This window comes from Mesorhizobium sp. B3-1-7 (assembly GCF_006439385.1).
In the GTDB taxonomy this organism is placed as follows: Bacteria; Pseudomonadota; Alphaproteobacteria; order Rhizobiales; family Rhizobiaceae; genus Mesorhizobium.
Map to the genome: position 1 here is coordinate 1 of NZ_VFTL01000064.1, position 16,377 is coordinate 16,377.

General features: G+C 67.2%; 15 protein-coding genes and 1 tRNA gene. 10 read left to right on the forward strand and 6 right to left on the reverse strand.

Going from position 1 to position 16,377, the window contains the following annotated elements; translation table 11 throughout:
- Positions 1-229: 229 nt before the first annotated feature.
- A complete protein-coding gene (locus FJ417_RS32250) occupies positions 230-1,831 on the forward strand; it encodes a cisplatin damage response ATP-dependent DNA ligase (protein ID WP_140786243.1) in 1,602 nt (533 codons plus the stop codon).
- A gap of 48 nt (positions 1,832-1,879) precedes the next feature.
- Here FJ417_RS32250 and FJ417_RS32255 read toward each other — a convergent pair whose 3' ends face one another.
- A complete protein-coding gene (locus tag FJ417_RS32255) occupies positions 1,880-3,076 on the reverse strand; it encodes a hypothetical protein (protein ID WP_181183363.1) in 1,197 nt (398 codons plus the stop codon).
- Between the two features lie 338 nt (positions 3,077-3,414).
- On the opposite strand from FJ417_RS32255, the gene FJ417_RS32260 reads away from it, so the two are divergent.
- From FJ417_RS32260 to FJ417_RS32300, 9 genes are all read left to right on the forward strand, one after another.
- Positions 3,415-3,490, forward strand: a tRNA-Thr gene (locus FJ417_RS32260).
- 553 nt (positions 3,491-4,043) lie between these two features.
- Positions 4,044-4,232: a DUF2158 domain-containing protein gene (locus FJ417_RS32265; protein WP_140648157.1), complete on the forward strand. Its 189-nt coding sequence runs from the start codon at positions 4,044-4,046 to the stop codon at positions 4,230-4,232.
- 157 nt (positions 4,233-4,389) lie between these two features.
- On the forward strand, positions 4,390-4,833 hold the full coding sequence (locus FJ417_RS32270) for an acid-shock protein (protein WP_140786245.1): 444 nt from the start codon (positions 4,390-4,392) through the stop codon (positions 4,831-4,833).
- 45 nt (positions 4,834-4,878) lie between these two features.
- Complete coding sequence (locus FJ417_RS32275) at positions 4,879-5,418, forward strand: RNA polymerase sigma factor (RefSeq protein ID WP_140786246.1); 540 nt, start codon at positions 4,879-4,881, stop codon at positions 5,416-5,418.
- A gap of 74 nt (positions 5,419-5,492) precedes the next feature.
- Positions 5,493-5,942, forward strand: a complete 450-nt coding sequence (locus tag FJ417_RS32280) for a hypothetical protein (protein WP_140786247.1) — start codon at positions 5,493-5,495, stop codon at positions 5,940-5,942.
- Positions 5,939-6,385: a periplasmic heavy metal sensor gene (locus FJ417_RS32285; protein ID WP_140658264.1), complete on the forward strand. Its 447-nt coding sequence runs from the start codon at positions 5,939-5,941 to the stop codon at positions 6,383-6,385. The genes FJ417_RS32280 and FJ417_RS32285 overlap by 4 nt, the downstream gene beginning before the upstream one ends.
- Before the next feature lie 112 nt (positions 6,386-6,497).
- The gene (locus tag FJ417_RS32290) at positions 6,498-6,785 is read left to right on the forward strand and encodes a hypothetical protein (RefSeq protein WP_140786248.1); all 288 of its coding nucleotides are present in this window, start codon (positions 6,498-6,500) and stop codon (positions 6,783-6,785) included.
- Positions 6,786-6,885: 100 nt separating this feature from the next.
- Positions 6,886-8,343 (forward strand): DUF1800 family protein, encoded by a 1,458-nt coding sequence (locus FJ417_RS32295; protein ID WP_140786249.1) that lies wholly within the window; start codon positions 6,886-6,888, stop codon positions 8,341-8,343.
- 21 nt (positions 8,344-8,364) lie between these two features.
- Positions 8,365-9,603 carry a DUF1501 domain-containing protein gene (locus FJ417_RS32300; RefSeq protein WP_246687632.1) on the forward strand — a complete coding sequence of 413 codons (1,239 nt, stop codon included), beginning with the start codon at positions 8,365-8,367 and terminating at the stop codon, positions 9,601-9,603.
- Between the two features lie 340 nt (positions 9,604-9,943).
- On the opposite strand, the gene FJ417_RS32305 is transcribed toward FJ417_RS32300, so the two are convergent.
- The 5 genes from FJ417_RS32305 to FJ417_RS32325 all read right to left on the reverse strand — a co-directional run bounded on the left by FJ417_RS32305 (position 9,944) and on the right by FJ417_RS32325 (position 16,119).
- Entirely contained in the window at positions 9,944-10,207 is a 264-nt protein-coding gene (locus tag FJ417_RS32305; protein WP_140786250.1) for a hypothetical protein, read from the reverse strand.
- An 84-nt stretch (positions 10,208-10,291) separates the two neighbouring features.
- Positions 10,292-11,878 (reverse strand): indolepyruvate oxidoreductase subunit beta family protein, encoded by a 1,587-nt coding sequence (locus FJ417_RS32310; protein ID WP_140786251.1) that lies wholly within the window; start codon positions 11,876-11,878, stop codon positions 10,292-10,294.
- Positions 11,871-14,024, reverse strand: a complete 2,154-nt coding sequence (locus tag FJ417_RS32315; protein WP_140786252.1) for an indolepyruvate ferredoxin oxidoreductase subunit alpha — start codon at positions 14,022-14,024, stop codon at positions 11,871-11,873. The genes FJ417_RS32310 and FJ417_RS32315 overlap by 8 nt, the downstream gene beginning before the upstream one ends.
- A gap of 41 nt (positions 14,025-14,065) precedes the next feature.
- Positions 14,066-14,548 (reverse strand): MarR family transcriptional regulator, encoded by a 483-nt coding sequence (locus FJ417_RS32320; protein WP_140786253.1) that lies wholly within the window; start codon positions 14,546-14,548, stop codon positions 14,066-14,068.
- Positions 14,548-16,119: an NAD(P)/FAD-dependent oxidoreductase gene (locus FJ417_RS32325; protein ID WP_140786254.1), complete on the reverse strand. Its 1,572-nt coding sequence runs from the start codon at positions 16,117-16,119 to the stop codon at positions 14,548-14,550. The genes FJ417_RS32320 and FJ417_RS32325 overlap by 1 nt, the downstream gene beginning before the upstream one ends.
- Between the last annotated feature and the right edge of the window lie 258 nt (positions 16,120-16,377).

Below are 16,377 nucleotides of genomic sequence, written 5' to 3' on the forward strand. Positions count from 1 at the left end.
ATGCGGGAATTGGCAACGCCGCGATCCTTCACACCCCCCTCTGGCCTGCCGGCCATCTCCCCCGCAAGGGGGGAGATCGGATGTCGCGACGGCTTTCGCCAATCATCGACATTGCAGGATGTGCGGCAGGGCCGAAACTGCCAATCTCCCCCCGTGCGGGGGAGATGGCCGGCAGGCCAGAGGGGGGTGCCTCGCGCCGGCTTTCGCCATTGGCGGGGCGCACATCCCCATGAACCGCTTCGCCGAGCTCCTCGACCGTCTCGTGCTGACGCCGTCGCGCAACGGCAAGCTGACGCTGCTCACCGATTATTTCCGCAGCGTCGAGGACCCCGATCGCGGGCTGGCGCTGGCGGCGATCACGGGCGATCTCAACATCGCGGCGGTGAAGCCGGCTATGCTGCGCGCGCTGGTGGTCGAGCGCATGGACCCGGTGCTGTTCGGCTACTCCTACGATTATGTCGGCGACCTCGCCGAGACCGTGTCGCTGGTCTGGCCGCAACCGCAAGGGCATATCCCCAATCATGTGCCGACGCTTGCCGAGGTGGTCGGCAGGCTGCAGGCGGCGAGCCGTTCCGACGGGCCGAAGGTGCTGTCACGGCTGCTCGACGACGCCAGCATCTCGGCGCGCTTCGCCATCATCAAGCTGGTCACTGGCGGCCTGCGCATCGGCGTGTCGGCGCGGCTCGCCAAGCAGGCGCTGGCCGACCTCGGCCAAGTCGACGTAGCCGAGATCGAGGAGCTCTGGCACGGTCTGGCGCCGCCCTACACCGAGCTGTTCGCCTGGCTGGAGGGCCGGGCGGAAAAGCCGAGGAGCGCCGCACTTGCGCTGTTCCGGCCGGTGATGCTTTCCAATGCCGTTGGCGACAACGACCTCGAAAAACTCGATCCGGCCGATTATGCGGCGGAATGGAAGTGGGACGGCATCCGCGTGCAGGCAGTGTGCGAAGGCGGTGTGCGCCGGCTCTATTCACGCACCGGCGATGACGTGTCCGGCGCCTTCCCGGACCTTGCCGCCGCCATGAATTTCGAGGCGGCGCTGGACGGCGAGTTGCTGGTCGGCGACCCGCGCGAGGCGACCGGAACCTTCTCCGACCTGCAGCAGCGGCTGAACCGCAAGAGCGTCTCGCCAAAGATCCAGCAGCAATATCCGGCCTTCATGCGCTGCTACGACGCGCTGCAGATCAATGGCGAGGATCTGCGCGCGCTGCCCTTCGCCGAGCGCCGCAAGCGGCTCGAGGCTTTCGTCAAAATCCTCGATCCCAGCCGCTTCGATCTCTCGCAGCTGGTCGCGTTTTCCGACTGGGAGACGCTGGAGCGGCTGCGCCAGGCGCCGCCGCATCCGATCATCGAAGGGGTGATGCTGAAGCGCTGGGATTCGCCCTACCTTGCAGGCCGACCGAAGGGCCCCTGGTTCAAATGGAAGCGCGATCCGCACACCATCGACGCGGTGCTGATGTATGCGCAGCGCGGCCACGGCAAGCGCTCGAGCTTTTATTCCGACTACACGTTCGGCGTCTGGTCCGGCCCCGAGGGTTCGGAAGAGCTGGTGCCGGTCGGCAAAGCCTATTTCGGGTTCACCGACGAGGAGCTGAGAGAGATCGACAAATATGTGCGCGACAACACGATCGAGCGTTTCGGGCCGGTGCGCTCGGTGCGCGCCGACCGCGGGAACGGCCTGGTGCTGGAGGTGGCGTTCGAAGGCCTCAACCGCTCGACCCGCCACAAATCGGGCGTCGCGATGCGCTTTCCCCGCATCTCGCGGTTGCGCTGGGACAAGCCGGCCGCGGAAGCCGATCGCATCGAGACGTTGCAGGCGCTGCTGGACGGCTAGGGACGACCCCTCGCCGGCGCGCCGGCGCCGGCAGATAGAGCGGCGCGATCACTCCGCGATCGAAACGCGGATCTCGTAGATATCGACGGACTTGCCCTTCTGATCGAAGTCGGAGTTGACGGCGATGGTGCCGGCGGCGCCCGGATGCTTGTCCGGGAACTGCACGTCGAACAGATATTCGTTGCGCTCGTGGCCGACCGCGTAGCGCTTGCGGCCGCAATCGCCGAAATCGCCGAAATTGCAATCGACCGATATCTGCGTCTCCTTGCCTTCTTCCGAGCGGGCGACGATGTCGAACATGGCGTGCTTGCCGGCAAGCTTCTCCAGCACGCCCTGGCCGACATCGAAGGCGATGGCCGAACCCGACGCGCCCGAGCGGATGCGCAGGAACTGGCCGGTGTCGTCCTTCATCACCTCGGCGGCGGCGTCGGACGGCGTGCTGACACGGGTCGGATCGGCCGGCGAGAAGACGTTGATCCAGTTCTTCGACTGGTCGGCCTCGCCCGGCTTCTGCGGCGAGCCGGGTTCGGCCGGCGGCGAGGAATCCTCGTCGTCCAGCGTCGGCGTCGGTTCCGGCGGGCCGGTGTCGAGCTCGGCCGCTGTCTTGAAGACGCCGGTCTGCTTGGCGAAATAGAGGCCGATGCCGGCGGCCGCGAGCAATGTCGCGACGACGAAGATCGCGGTCAGCGGCAGGCGCCGCCCCCTGATGCGCCGCTCGTCGCGGTCGGGCGCGACCTCAGCGCCGTTGCCGACGGGAGCGCCCGGCGAATCGTCGAGCGACGGCGCGTCGGGAAGCGCCGTCTCGTCCGGCATGATGTCGGGCACGCGCGGCAGCACGCGTGAGCGCGGCTGGTCCGAAGCATCGGGCTGCACCGGGCCGTCGACGGTGATCGAGGGCGAGGGCGCGGATTGCGATGGCGGCAGCGGCGCGTCGACCAACGGCGCGGCCGACACGGCCGGCGCTTCGACGCGGGGATTCGGCGCGCCATTGCCGGCGGGCGCGACGTTTTCCGGCGGCAGCGTCACATCGGGCACTGCCGGCAGGAATTCCGATTCGATCTCGGCGATCTTGGCTTGCACCGCCTTGCGGCGGCTGATGGCGGCCTCGACCGTGACGTTCGGATTGGCCTGCAGGACGCGGTCGAGCGCGGCAAAGGCCGATCGATAGACCTTCTCGCGGAACGCCCGGTCCTCGGCATTGCCTTTCTCGAAGGCATTGCGGATCGCTTTCTCGATGGGGTCCAAGCGAGCTCCCTCTGCGCGTTCGCTCACGGTTGTCTGATCGTCAGCCGCAGGCGACCAATCGATCAACGGCGAGCGGCTGCCTTGCCGGCCAAAGCCATTTCGGCATTTTTTGTTTAAGAATCAACATTTTTCGTCACCACCGGCGCGGTCGCGCCGGCCAGCCAGGTGCGAAGGACGTGCGGCCCGCACACCCGCCACGGGCCGCGCCTGTGCCCGTTGCGCGGTAACCGTAGATCGGAATTGCCGCCAACGAGGCCGGAATTCACCGCTGCCCATCTTGAATTAGCGAGCGGTTGAGTCTATCACCCAGCCCATTCTGGAAGCCTGACGCTTCCCGGGCCGCTTTAGCTCAGTTGGTAGAGCACATCATTCGTAATGATGGGGTCGCGTGTTCGAGTCACGCAAGCGGCACCAAGTTTCTCCACGAGAACCAAACTGTTAACGGAGGCCGGGCGGTGAGCGGTCTGCTCGTTAACCGTGGGCAATGGGGGCAGGTAACAAAAGACCGCCGGCGGGCAAGCTGCCCCAACGGAATAAGGGGCTATATCTTTGGTCCTTTCGGACCAATGCGTTTGGCAGGACGGACCTCGGTCGATTGTGGGCTGGCAGGCAAATCAGACAGTCTCGCGATCGCGCCGGCTGATAACCCCAAGCCCCCCGCCCATCGGTCGGCGCATAGCCCGGCTTGCTGACCTCAAATCCTAACCACAAAAAGCGAGCCGGGCTTCCACCTGTGCGCCCATGCCGCAAATTGTCGGAAGAAAGGTCCATGATCGTCCTCCCGGGCGGAGAAGGCAGCCAATCAGTGGAGCTCAAAAGCCTTGATATGACGGTGCTGCCTCGCGGATCACGCTAGCGGCACCAGTTTTCCACGCCTTCCCGCCTGCACCACGTCATCGGCGCATCTCGGCCATTGTCGGGAATCGTTGTTGGTGGGAAACTCGCCTTGTCAGCATGGGAGGTCGAAATGCCCAACAGTTTCAAGACCGGAGACGTCGTCAGGCTGAAATCCGGAGGCCCGGAAATGACAATCAGCGACGGCGCGGCCTCAGGCACGTATCTGTGCCACTGGTTCAACCGCGAAGGCGACGTCTGGACCCCGCAGCATGCCGGCTTCAAGCCGGACCAGCTGGTGGCCGTCGACCACCCGAGATAGTCGTCGCTTTCGGTCCTTCAGGGACGATCCGGTCCGGTCAGGCCGGATCCCGGGGACTTTTTGTCCGGTCGAAAAAAGACCGACGGATTTTGCTTTGCCTCGCGTTTAACGGCTGAAGCGTGGCCGCCAATGGCGGCGCGCCACCGGAGACGAGAGCATGATCCGCCAAACGATATTCGTCGTTGCCCTTGGCTTGCAGACCGCGGCCGCGGTCGCCCAGACAACGACGCCGCCCCCTGCCCCGGCCCAGACGGCGCCGAGCACCTCGGCTCCGGCCACCAAGTCTGACCAAACCAAGTCCGGCCTGACACTGGAGAAGTTCGAGGCACGCCGGGAAAAGGCGTTCATGCGGGCCGATACGGACAATGACGGCAAGGTCAGCCTAGCCGAATGGACCGCTTTCCAGACCGCCCGCAAGGCCAAGGGCGATCCGGTCAAATCCTTCGCGCGCATCGACACCAACAAGGACGGCTTCGTCGACAAGGGCGAGCTCGACGCCTTCCTCGCCAAGCGCTTCGCCAGGCTCGACAGGAACGGCGACGGCGTGCTTGGCGCCGACGAGAGGCCGGGCCACAAATCCGCTCCCAATCAGGAGCAATGACCAAGAGGCTATGCCGCATAATGACAGCCGCGAGCGCCCGGGTTGATGGACGCCGATCCGGACGAGGAACTGGTACGCCGCATCGGCGCCGGCGACCCCGGCGCCGTGCAGGTGATGGTGGCGCGCAAGCTGCCGCGCATCCTGGCCCTGGCCGCCCGGATGCTCGGCGACGCGGCGGAGGCCGAGGACGTCGCCCAGGAGACGTTCATGCGCATCTGGCGCCACGCCTCTGGCTGGCGCCAGGGACAGGCGCGCTTCGACACCTGGATCCACCGCGTCGCGCTCAACCTCTGCTACGACCGGCTGCGGCGCCGGCGCGAATGGACGACGGACGAGCTGCCGGAGGTGGCCGATGAAGCGCCGCTTCCCGATGCAATGCCGGGCGACGAAGAGCGCAGGGTCAGCCAGGCGCTGCAGCGTATCGCGCCGCGCCAGCGCGAGGCGATCGTGCTGGTGTATTATCAGGAGCTGTCCAACATCGAGGCCGCTGGCGCCATGCAGGTCAGCGTCGATGCGCTGGAAAGCCTGCTCGCGCGCGGCCGGCGCGCTTTGCAGACCATGCTCGCGGGAGATGGCGATGACTGAGACCTCGAAGGGACTGCGAATTTTGAGGACTGCGGCGTGGGGGGCCACGTTAAAACGGTGGAAGGGGGAACGAGATGGCTGAGAAGACCGCAAACGGGCCGATGGATGCCGGGCGCTTCGCCGCGCTGGCGGATACCTATGGCGGCGCATTGCACCGCTGGCCGCCGGCCGAACAGGCCGCCGCGATGCTGTTTGCCGATACCGAGGAGGGCCGGGCCATCCTGGCGCGCGCCGGCAGGCTCGACGCCATGCTCGACCGGCATCGCGTCGAAGCACCCGGCCCGGCGCTCCATCGAGCCATTGTCGCCCGCGCCGCGACCGAGGTCAGGCAGGGCCGCCACCGCCGGTTCTGGTGGCTGGGCTTCGGGCTTGCCGGTGCCGGCCTGGCCGGCGCCGTGGCCGGGCTGGCGCTGGTGACCGTCGTTGCCCCGGACGCTCCCTCCGACCACTATGTGATGGATGCCAACGCGACGTCGTTCGGCGATGCCGGTCCCGACGCCGATCAGGCCGAGGAGGACCTATGAACCCCCGTCTCGTGGCGGCATCCCTGGTGCTGAATGTCTTTCTGATCGGCGCGCTCGCCGGCGGCGCCGGCTGGCTGATCGGCAAGTCCAATCCAGGCTTTTCGCTGGAATCGGCCGGCGGCAGGCTGCCGGCCGCCGACCGCAAGGTCTTCCGTCAGGCGCTGCGCGAGGTGCGTCGCGAGTCCCGCGACGTGATCCTCGACGGACAGGCCGCTCGGCGCGAGGCGGCGAACCTTCTGCAGCAGCCGACGCTCGACAGCAACGCGCTTGCGGCGGCGCTCGAGCGCGCGCGCAATGCCGATGTCACCGTGCGGGCGCGGCTCGAGCAACGCATCATCGAATTCGCCGCGTCGGGATCGGCGGAAGACCGCCAGCTGCTGGCGGACGCCCTGATGCGGCGCGCCGGCAGGCAGCCGCCGGCGCCTGCAAAAAAAATGCCATAGGCGACGACGGAAAGAGCGGACACGCCCCGTTCAAGGAAAAGAGGGACAGGCCTGTGACCGCCTCCGGCGACGGGCAGGTTCTCTTCAACCTCGAAGCTTTCGGGAGTATTCCATGAACAGTCTGACGAAATATTCGATCGCGGCAGCGCTCGCCATCGGCGGGACGGCCGCCGCAAGCGCCGCCTCGGCGATGCCGATCGCACCGGCTGCGCCGGCGCCGGCGCTTATCGAGCGTGTCGCCTGGGGCTGCGGTCCGGGCTGGCAGCCCAACCACTGGGGCCGCTGCGTCCCCAATCGCCGCGTGATCTATCCCGGCTATTATTACTGGGGCGGGCCGCGCGTCTATATCGGCCCGGTCTGGCATCCTTACCACCGCTGGCACCACTGGCGCCGCTGGTGACGGCCTGCTCATGACGCCGGTGCTGCGGCCGACGTCGTGAGCGCCCTTCCCGATCCATGCAACATGCCGGCCGAAGCGTCGGTTCGGAACGGAGGCTTCATTGGCCGCACCGGTCTCAAATTCCGTCTCGCCGGACCCCGCCCTGGTCGCGCTCAACCGCTTCGGCCTCGGCGCAAAAGCTGGCGACAACCTCGGCAAGATCGCCGCCGATCCGCGCGGCTACCTCAAGGCCGAGATCAGGCAGCAGGACATCGCGCTCATTTCCCCCGACGACCCGAAGAATGCCGGGCTGCTGGACAGCACCGCGGCGATCCAGGCCAGCATGACGGCGGCCATGGAGCGCAAGGCGGCGCGGGATGAGAAGGCGGCGGCCGCGATGCAGCCGATAGCCGCGGAAGAGCCGGCCGGCCCGACCGGGACAAAAACCAAACCCGCGGTGCCGCGTGTCGAGGCCGACATCTATCGCGACGAAGCGCAGGCCCGTTTCGACAAGGCGCTGGCCGCGACGCCGGGCTTCGTCGAGAGGCTGGTCGGCTTCTGGTCGAACCATTTCTGCGTTTCCGTCGCCAAGGCACCGGTCGTGCGGGCATGCGCCGGCGCCTTCGAGCGCGAGGCGATCCGCCCTTTCGTGCTCGGCCGCTTCGCCGATATGCTTTTGGCGGTCGAGCATCATCCCGCGATGCTGTTTTATCTCGACAACCAGCAATCGATCGGGCCGGATTCGCGCGCCGGCAAGCGGCGTGGACGCGGCCTCAACGAGAACCTCGCCCGCGAGATCCTGGAATTGCACACGCTGGGCGTCGGCAGCGGTTATGCCCAAGCCGACGTCACCAGCTTCGCCGGCATGCTGACCGGCTGGACGATGGCTGGACGCGAGGGGCGGCTGGGAGAGCCGGGAAGCTTCGTCTTCAACGCCAATGCGCATCAGCCGGGCAAGGCGGTGCTGCTCGGCAAGACCTATCCCGACGGCGGCATGGGCCAGGCGGAAGCGGCGCTCAACGACATTGCCCACCATCCGGCCACTGCGCGGCACATCGCCACCAAGCTTGCGCGCCATTTCATCGCGGACGATCCGCCGCCGGCGGCTGTCGCCCGCCTGGCCACGGTCTTCACCAAGACCGATGGCGACCTGCGCGCGATCGCATTGACGCTGATCGACATGCCCGAAGCCTGGTCGACGCCGCTCACCAAGCTGCGCTCGCCATTGGACTATGTCGTCGCGCTGCGGCGCGCGGTCGGCGCCACCGCCGGCAACGAGCCGCAACGGTCGCTTCGCTGGCTGAGCGTGCTCGGCGAGCCGCTATGGCGACCGCCGGGGCCGAACGGCTTTTCCGACCGGACGGATGCATGGGCTTCCGCCGAGGGCCTCAAGACGCGGCTGAACATCGCCTGGCAGGCCGCGAAGCAAGCGGACGAAATCGGCGACCCCGACGAGACGCTGGCGTCGCTGATCGGTGCGTCCGTCTCGGCCGAAACACGGCAGGCGATTGCGCGGGCGGAGTCCAAGCAGCAGGGCCTGGCGCTGCTGTTGATGGCGCCGGAATTCCAGCGACGGTGACCTAGCAATGGAGATGAACCCGTGAGCCTTCTCTGCGAAACTCCCAACCTGTCCCGCCGTGCCGTCTTGATGACCGGCGGCGCGCTGTTCGCCTGGGCCTGCCTGCCGCGCTTTGCCCGAGCGGCCGACAATCGCGACCCGCGGCTGATCGTCATCGTGCTGCGCGGCGCGCTCGACGGGCTGTCGACGGTCGGGCCGGTCGGCGATCCGGACTATGCCGGCCTGCATGGCGACATCGCGCTTTCGCTCTCAGGCGCCAACCCGGCATTGCCGCTCGACGGTTTCTTCGCCGTCAACCCGGCAATGCCGGTGTTCGCGTGCCTGTTCAAGGCAGGCCAGGCGGCCGTCGTGCACGCGGCCGCGACCGGCTACCGCGACCGCTCGCATTTCGACGGCCAGGACGTGCTGGAAAGCGGCCTGCCCGGTCCCGGCAACGCGACCACCGGCTGGCTCAACCGGGCATTGGCCAGCCTGCCGGCGGGCGAACGCGTGGCGAAACTCGGCGGCCTCGCGGTCGGACCGTCGACGCCACTGGTGATCCGCGGCGCAGCACCCGTGCTCGGCTGGGCGCCGCAGGCCCTGCCGACGCCCAGCGACGCCTTGGCCGAGCGCGTGCTCGATCTCTACAACCATCGCGATCCGGTGCTGGCGGCCGCGCTTCAGAAAGGGCTCGACGCCTACCGCATGGCGCTGAGCGACCAGCTCGACGGCACGACGATGAAGCCTAAGGGCGGTCTCGGCAATGCTGCCGGCATGCGGCTGTCGGCGCAAGGCGCGGCGCGGCTGATGGCGGCCGATGATGGGCCGCGCATCGCCGCGCTCGCCTTCGACGGCTGGGACACGCATGTCAACGAAGGCGGCGCCACCGGCCGGCTCGCCAATCTGCTCGGCGGCCTCGACGGCGCCTTCGACGAGTTCGAGACGGGACTCGGCGAGCGCTGGAAGGAAACGGCGGTCGTCGCGATCACCGAGTTCGGCCGCACGGCGCGCATCAACGGCACGGTCGGCACCGACCACGGCACCGGCACGGTGGTGCTGCTCGCCGGCGGCGCGATCAAGGGCGGCCGCGTCATCGCCGACTGGCCGGGGCTGAAGCCGGCGCAGCTCTACGAACAGCGCGACCTGGCGCCGACAAGCGATGTGCGCGCGGTGCTGAAGGGGCTGCTGGCGGATCAGTTCGGGCTGTCGGCGGCGGTGCTCGGCGACAAGGTGTTTCCGGAGTCGGCGGCGGTGAAGCCGATGCGGGATCTGGTGGCGTGAGCCTCGGCTATGCCCATCGGTGACAGGTGCGGGGTCTGCTGTCATCGTCATTCTAGGGCGGAGCAAGGAGCGAAGCGACGCGCGCAGACCCGAGGATCCATTCCGCGACGTTGAGGCGTCGCCGCGGTGCAGAATTCTGCTCCGCTGCATCCCTCGGCCAAAGGCACGGAATGGATTCTAGGGTCTGCGCCGCGTCGCTTCGCCCGTGATGATGACGCTGAGGGGCTTCGGCCACTCACGATCGCTGGCGCGAGGGCCCACCGAAAGAACCTGCATGGGGAACTCAACAAAAAACGCCCGCGCCGTTTCCGGCGCGGGTGTCAAACCCCTCGACGGATCACTAGCTCCAATAGCCGGGGTGCCAGCGGTGATGCGCCCAGAAGCCGGGATGCCAATGGCGCACGGGCCGGATGAACCGGCGGCCGTTGGGCACGCAATTGCCCCAACGGTTCACGTGCCAGCCGGGACCGCAGCGCCAGCCGACGGTTTCGACCGGTGGTGACGCAGCATCCGGCTTGGCCATCGGCATGGCCTGCGAGCCGACACTGGACAGCATCAACGTGCCGGCAGCCATGGCGAGAGGCAGAAAGTATTTTGCGAACATGCGTTGTCTCCGTAATTTCTCCCTACCTCCCTGAAACGGGGGACAGGGCCGAATTCCGTCGGAGCGGTGCGGATCACGTCTTCGTTAGCGGGCGCCGCCTTCGTCGAGCGTCGCCACGGTCTTCAGCGCGCCGTCCAGCATATCGCCCTTTTCGTCCTTCAGCGCCGCCTCGCGCAGGCGGCGGATCCAGTCGGCGGCATCGTCCCTGCCCTTCAGCATGGGAAGCGCCGAGAGCACGCGATCGAATTTCGACTGGGAACGCGCATGGGTGTCGCTATAGCCCTTGATCAGCCGGCGGCAGTTGAGGATTTCGGTGGCCAAAGCGTAGTCCTGGGGCACATAGCCGAGCGCCAGGCCGTACCAGCGCTCCAGATGCTCGACCTCGACCCTGTGGCGCAGCAGGCCGCGGCGCCAGCGGCGCAGGCCGCCGATGAACCACAGCATGGCGAAGCCGGTAAAACTGTCGGTGCGGATGTGGCGGCCGCGGTTGATGCGGCGGTCGAGGAAAGCGGCGAGCTTCGGCCGGCTTTCGATGTAGCTGCCCAGCCCCGCCGGCAGCGTGCCGCAGAACTCCTCGATGCGCGGATGGAAATATTCGGTGACCTGCAGGACCGAACCTTCCTTGACGCCGACTTCCTTGCGCACGCGCCGGTCGCGGGTCGAGCGCGTCTTCAAATCGGCGACGCGGATCATGTCGTCGTAGCACATGGCGTTGGCGAGATGCTTTGCCGCGGCGATCGACAGCGCGAAGCCGCGCTCGGCATTGTCGAGCGCGGCCGCTCTGTCCAACCCGTCGAGATATTCGCCGCCATAGGCGATGTCCTGATAGTCGACGACCTTCTTCAGCCCGCGTTCGGCCATGTCGCGCACCGGCACCGGCAGTGCCGCGACGCGGCCGGCAAGCTCCTGCCAGCCCTTCAGCAAAGTTTCAGGCCCACTGACGCTCGCCGTTGGCCTGGGTTGGGCAATGGCAGGTTTCGCCTCTGCCTCGTCGCCCGCCGGAGCAGCAGCGATGCCTCGCGCGCGGTCGCAAGCTGCGCCGAAGGCCGCGAGGCTTGGCCCGACGCCACGGCCACCGGCGCCGATCGCCTGTTCGTAGCTTTCGCGGGTGAAGGGCAACGCATCGGAACCGGCCAGCGCGCCGAGCAGGCTGGCCGAGATCATGGTTCCGTTGTCGGCGGCTATCTTTTCCATGTCGAAGGCGATGAAGCGCTTGGCCGCTGCCTGTGCCGTCGCATGCACTTTCTCCGACGAGGCGCGGCCATCGCCCGGCTCGATCTTTTCCGAGACGGCGGCGATGCGGTGCGAGGAGGTGATCAGCGTCGTGCGCTCGGGCGTGACGAAACCGCGGATGATGGCACGGCCGGCTTCCATCAGCTCGGCGGCAATCAGGATATCGACGTCCCCCTGCGAGGGCGACAGGGCAAAGACCGGCAGCCGGCCGGTGTCGCGGGCCATCTCGATGTAATAGATCGTCGCGCCGGTGCGCTGGGCGACGCCGGCGACGGAGGTCGATTGCGCGATATAGCCGTTGCGCTCGGCGACGTCGGTGATCCAGTCGGCAAGCACGCCGCCGCCCTGGCCGCCGACCGCGAGCACGGCCAGTTTTATCACCCGCTCGTCGTCAGAAGCGCCCGTTTTCGGGCGCAGGGGAGAAGCCTGGTCAAGCATCGGCGAACATCAAACGGCGGCTCTCGCGGCGCCGCTGCAACAGGCCGATCACGGCGCGGCGCGCGCTTTCCAGGAAACGGTCCCAGCGGCCCGGATTGTGAACGACGTCGGCGCGGTAGAAGGAGGGGCATAGCACGGCCGCATCCGCCACCTCGCCGCAATTGCCGCAGCCGACACAGTTCTGGTCGATCGAGGCGACCGGATCGTCGCGCAGCGGATCGTCGAGCGACTTGACCGACAGCGACGGGCAGCCGGAGAGCCGCATGCAGGCGTGGTCGCCGGTGCAGATGTCCTCGTCGACGCCGAATTTCGGCTTCACCACGCGCTCGCCGCCCTTGATCGCCTTGTCGACCAGCGGCTTCTCGCGGCGCTGACGGTTAAGCATGCATTCGGACGAGGCGACGATGACTTTCGGCCCCTTCTCCTCGGTGGTCAGCGCCTCGCGCAGCGCGGCTTGCATCTTGCCGACATCATAGGTGCGATCGATGTGGCGCAGCCATTTGACGCCCATGCCCTTCACCGCTTCGTCGATCGGATGCTTGGTCGACTTGGTGCGGTTCGAGGCGCGCGAGGACAGGATGTCCTGGCCACCGGTGGCGGCCGAGTAAAAGTTGTCGACGATGACGATGACGCCGTCATTCTTGTTGAAGACGGCGTTGCCGATCGAGGAGGTCAAGCCATTGTGCCAGAAGCCGCCGTCGCCGACGAAGGAGATCGAGCGGCGTTTGGCTTCCGGCGAATTGAAGGCGGAGGCCGACGCCGGCCCGAGCCCGTAGCCCATGGTGGTGGCGCCGAGCTCGAAAGGCGGCATGATCGAGAACAGATGGCAGCCGATGTCGGAGGCGATGTGGTGCTTGCCGAGTTCCTGTTCGACCAGTTTCGTCGCAGCGAAGATCGGCCGCTCCGGGCAGCCTATGCAGAAGCCCGGCGGGCGGCCCGGAACGACATTGATGAGATCGGCCGTATCGACGCCCTCGCCCAGCTTGTTCGGCGCGCGCACCTCGCCCGGCAGCAGATGCGGGGCGTGCGCCCGCAGGAAGGAGCCGATGCCGTCGAGCATGACCTGACCGGTATATTCGCCGGCCATCGGCAGATGCTCCTTGCCGACCAGCCTGGTGCCGCGGCCGGCCTTGTGCAGCATCGCGGCGAAGGCCTGCTCGATGTAGTTGGGCTGGCCTTCCTCGACGACCAGCACCGCCTGCTTGCCTTCGCAGAAGGACAGGAACTCGTCGTCGACCAGCGGGTAGACGGCGTTCAGCACATAGAGCGGCACGTCGGTGTCGCCATAGGTGTCGGCGAGGCCCAGCCGCTGCAGGGCGCGGATGACGGAATTGTACATGCCGCCCTGCATGACGATGCCGACGGAGCCATGATCCGGCCCGAAGATCTCGTTGATCTTGCGGCTCTTGATGAAATCGACCGCCGCCGGCCAGCGCTTGGCGACCTTTTCCTTTTCATGCAGGAAAGAGGCGGGCGGCAGCACGATGCGGCCGGTGTCGCGGCGCGGCGCGGCAAGCGCATCGGCGACCGATATTGGCGGGCGCTTGTTGTCCTTGGCGATGAAGTGGCCGTGCACGTGGCAGCAGCGGATGCGCACCTGCAGCATGACCGGCGTGTTGGAGGCCTCCGACAACTCGAAGCCGTCCTCCACCGCCTTGACGATCGAAGGCAGGTTCGGACGCGGGTCGAGCAGCCAGACCTGGCTCTTCATGGCGAAAGCGTGGCTCCGCTCCTGCATGATCGAGGAGCCTTCGCCATAGTCCTCGCCGACGATGATCAGCGCGCCGCCGGTGACGCCGCCGGACGCCAGGTTGGCGAGCGCATCCGAAGCAACATTGGTCCCGACGGTCGACTTGAAGGTTGCGGCGCCGCGGATCGGGTAATGCACGGAAGCGGCGAGCATCGCGGTGGCGGTCGCTTCCGAAGCGCTCGCCTCGAAATGCACACCGAGCTCGCCCAGGATATCCTGCGCGTCGGCCAGCACGTCCATCAGATGACTGATCGGCGCGCCCTGGTAGCCGCCGACATAGCCGACGCCGCATTGCAGCAGCGCCTTGGTGATGGCGAGGATGCCTTCGCCTGCGAATTCCTCGCCGGCGCCAAGCCTGAGCTTTTCGACTTCCTTGGCAAAAGACCGTTCGGCCATCTCTGCCTCCTTCCGTTGCCGCCAAGCGGCGGCGCGTACAACTAAATCTCGTGCTTGCGGATGTTCTTCAGCATCTTCTGCAATGTAGCGATCAGCGCGGCATATTCGGCATCGTCGATGCCGTCGAACATCGCCTCGAAGGCGTCGTGCATGGCCGGCCAGGCGCGCGTGAACAGCGCGCGTCCGTCATCGGTCAGGAACACATGGCGAAAGCGGCTGTCGGTGACGCCCTGCTCGCGCCGCGCCAGGCCCTGGCCTTCCAGCGCGTCGAGCGTGCGGCTCAAGGTCGACTGCTCGATCACTGTGTAAACCGAGAGGTCATTGACGGTGACGCCGTCGGTGACCGAGAGCACGGCGAGCGTGCGCACCTGTGGAATGGTCAGGCCCTGCTTGCGGAAGTCGTCGCGCAGCGTGGCGTTGTAGCGGCCCATGATGCGGTTCATCAGATAGGGCGCGAACTGCTGCAGGCCAATCTGACCGAGGGTAGAGATGCGCTGGCGTTTTTCGGCGAGTTTCTGTTCCATCAGAGCCTCCCCGCCAAAAGGAAGCCGGAGCCGCCGCCGAGGCCGGCGCCCGGATGGGTCGAGGCGCCGATATGATAGAGGCCTTTGATGCCGGTCTCATGGTTGCGGCTGGCCTTGAACGGCCGCCACAGGAAGGACTGGTCGATGGTCGACGAGCCGCCATAGGGATCGCCGCCGACCAGGTTGACGTTCATCGCTTCGAGATCGGCCGGCGAATAGGCGCGGCGCGCGATCACGCTCGCGCGAAAACCGTCGATGTGGTCGGCGAGGATCGCCTCGACGCGGTCGGCATAGGCCTCGCGCAACGCCTCGCTCCAACGGCCGTCGGCCGGCGCCTCGAGCTTGCCCGCGGCATCGCCCTTGATGTGGCGCGGCGCCTCGGGCAGTTGCAGCCAAAGGATCGCCTTGCCCTCGGGGCAGCGCGATGGATCGAGCGCATGCGGCTGGCCGACGCAGATCGTCGGCACCTCCGGCAGCAGGCCGCGCACTGCTTCGTTGCAGGCTTTTGAGACGCCATCCAAACCCGGTGTCAGATGCAGCAGCGCCACCTTGTCGAGACCCTCGCCGCGCCAGGCCGGCGGCTTGTCCAACGCGTAGTGGATCTGGAAGTTGCCCTTGCCGTAGCGATAAACGCGCGTCGCTTCGACGTCGCGCTTGGGAGCATCCCCTCCGAGCAGACGGCCATAGAGCTGCGTCGGCGTGACCGAGCAGATGACGCTCTTCGCGGCGCTCAGGGTTTCGCCGGAGGCGAGCCGGACGCCGCTGGCGCGGACGCCTGTCCGGACGATCGAGGCGACGTCGGCGTTGACGCGGATTTCGCCGCCGCGTTCCCTGATCAGCGCCTCGAAGGCGGCGAGCAGGTTTTTCGCGCCACCCTTGACGATCGGCGCGCCGGCCGCCTCCAGCGCGAAAGCGATGACCTTGGCGATCTGGCCGGAAAAGGCGTCTTCAGGGCCCAGCCCGGCATGCAGCACCCAGGGCGCCCAGAGCGCGCGGACGAGTTCGGAAGCATAAGTCGTTTCCAGCCAGCCGCGCGCGGGCACCAGCGCCTCGCCGATGAAGGCGGCAAGATCGCGCGGGCCGCGCCGCCAGGCCTCGCCGGCGATGAGCTTCGTTGTCGGATAGGACCAGAGCGCGCCGCCGAGCAGGCCGAACAGCAGCCCGGCATTGCGCTCGATATCGCCGACATCGCCGCCATGACGGTCACCGTCGCCGGAGGCGATCCGGTTCAGCGCCGCGATGTTGGCGGCGCGGTCGGTGGTGATAACGGCATGGCTGCCGTCGGGCGTGAGCACGCCTGTCGGCGTGGCGGTGTGGCAGAACTCCAGCCCGTGCCGCGCGAGGTCCTTGCCGAGCGCGGCAAAAGCCGGCGAGGTGATGAACAGCACGAAGGTCGTCGCCATCACGTCATGGACGAAGCCGGGCGCAGTAATCTCCTCGGTGCGCATGCAGCCGCCGATGCGGTCGTTGCGCTCGAGCACGAGCACCTTGGCGCCCTTGGCGCCAAGCATCGCCGCGCAGACCAGGGCGTTGATGCCGCTGCCGACGATGATGTGATCGACGGCGGTCATTGGGCGCTCGCGGATGATGGGGCGCGAAGGTCAATCGCGCAAAGCCGAGTTCCTTCGCGCCCCCCTCTGGCCTGCCGGCCATCTCCCCCTCTAGGGGGGAGATCAGCAGCTTTCGCGCCCCGCTCATCCTTTCGGCGTTGGAGATTGGCGAAAGCCGGCGCGACATCCAATCTCCCCCCTGGAGGGGGAGATGTCCGGCAGGACAGAGGGGGGCGCCGTAGAGCGCTGGCCTTGCCAGGCTGCCACTCTCTCGCTGTC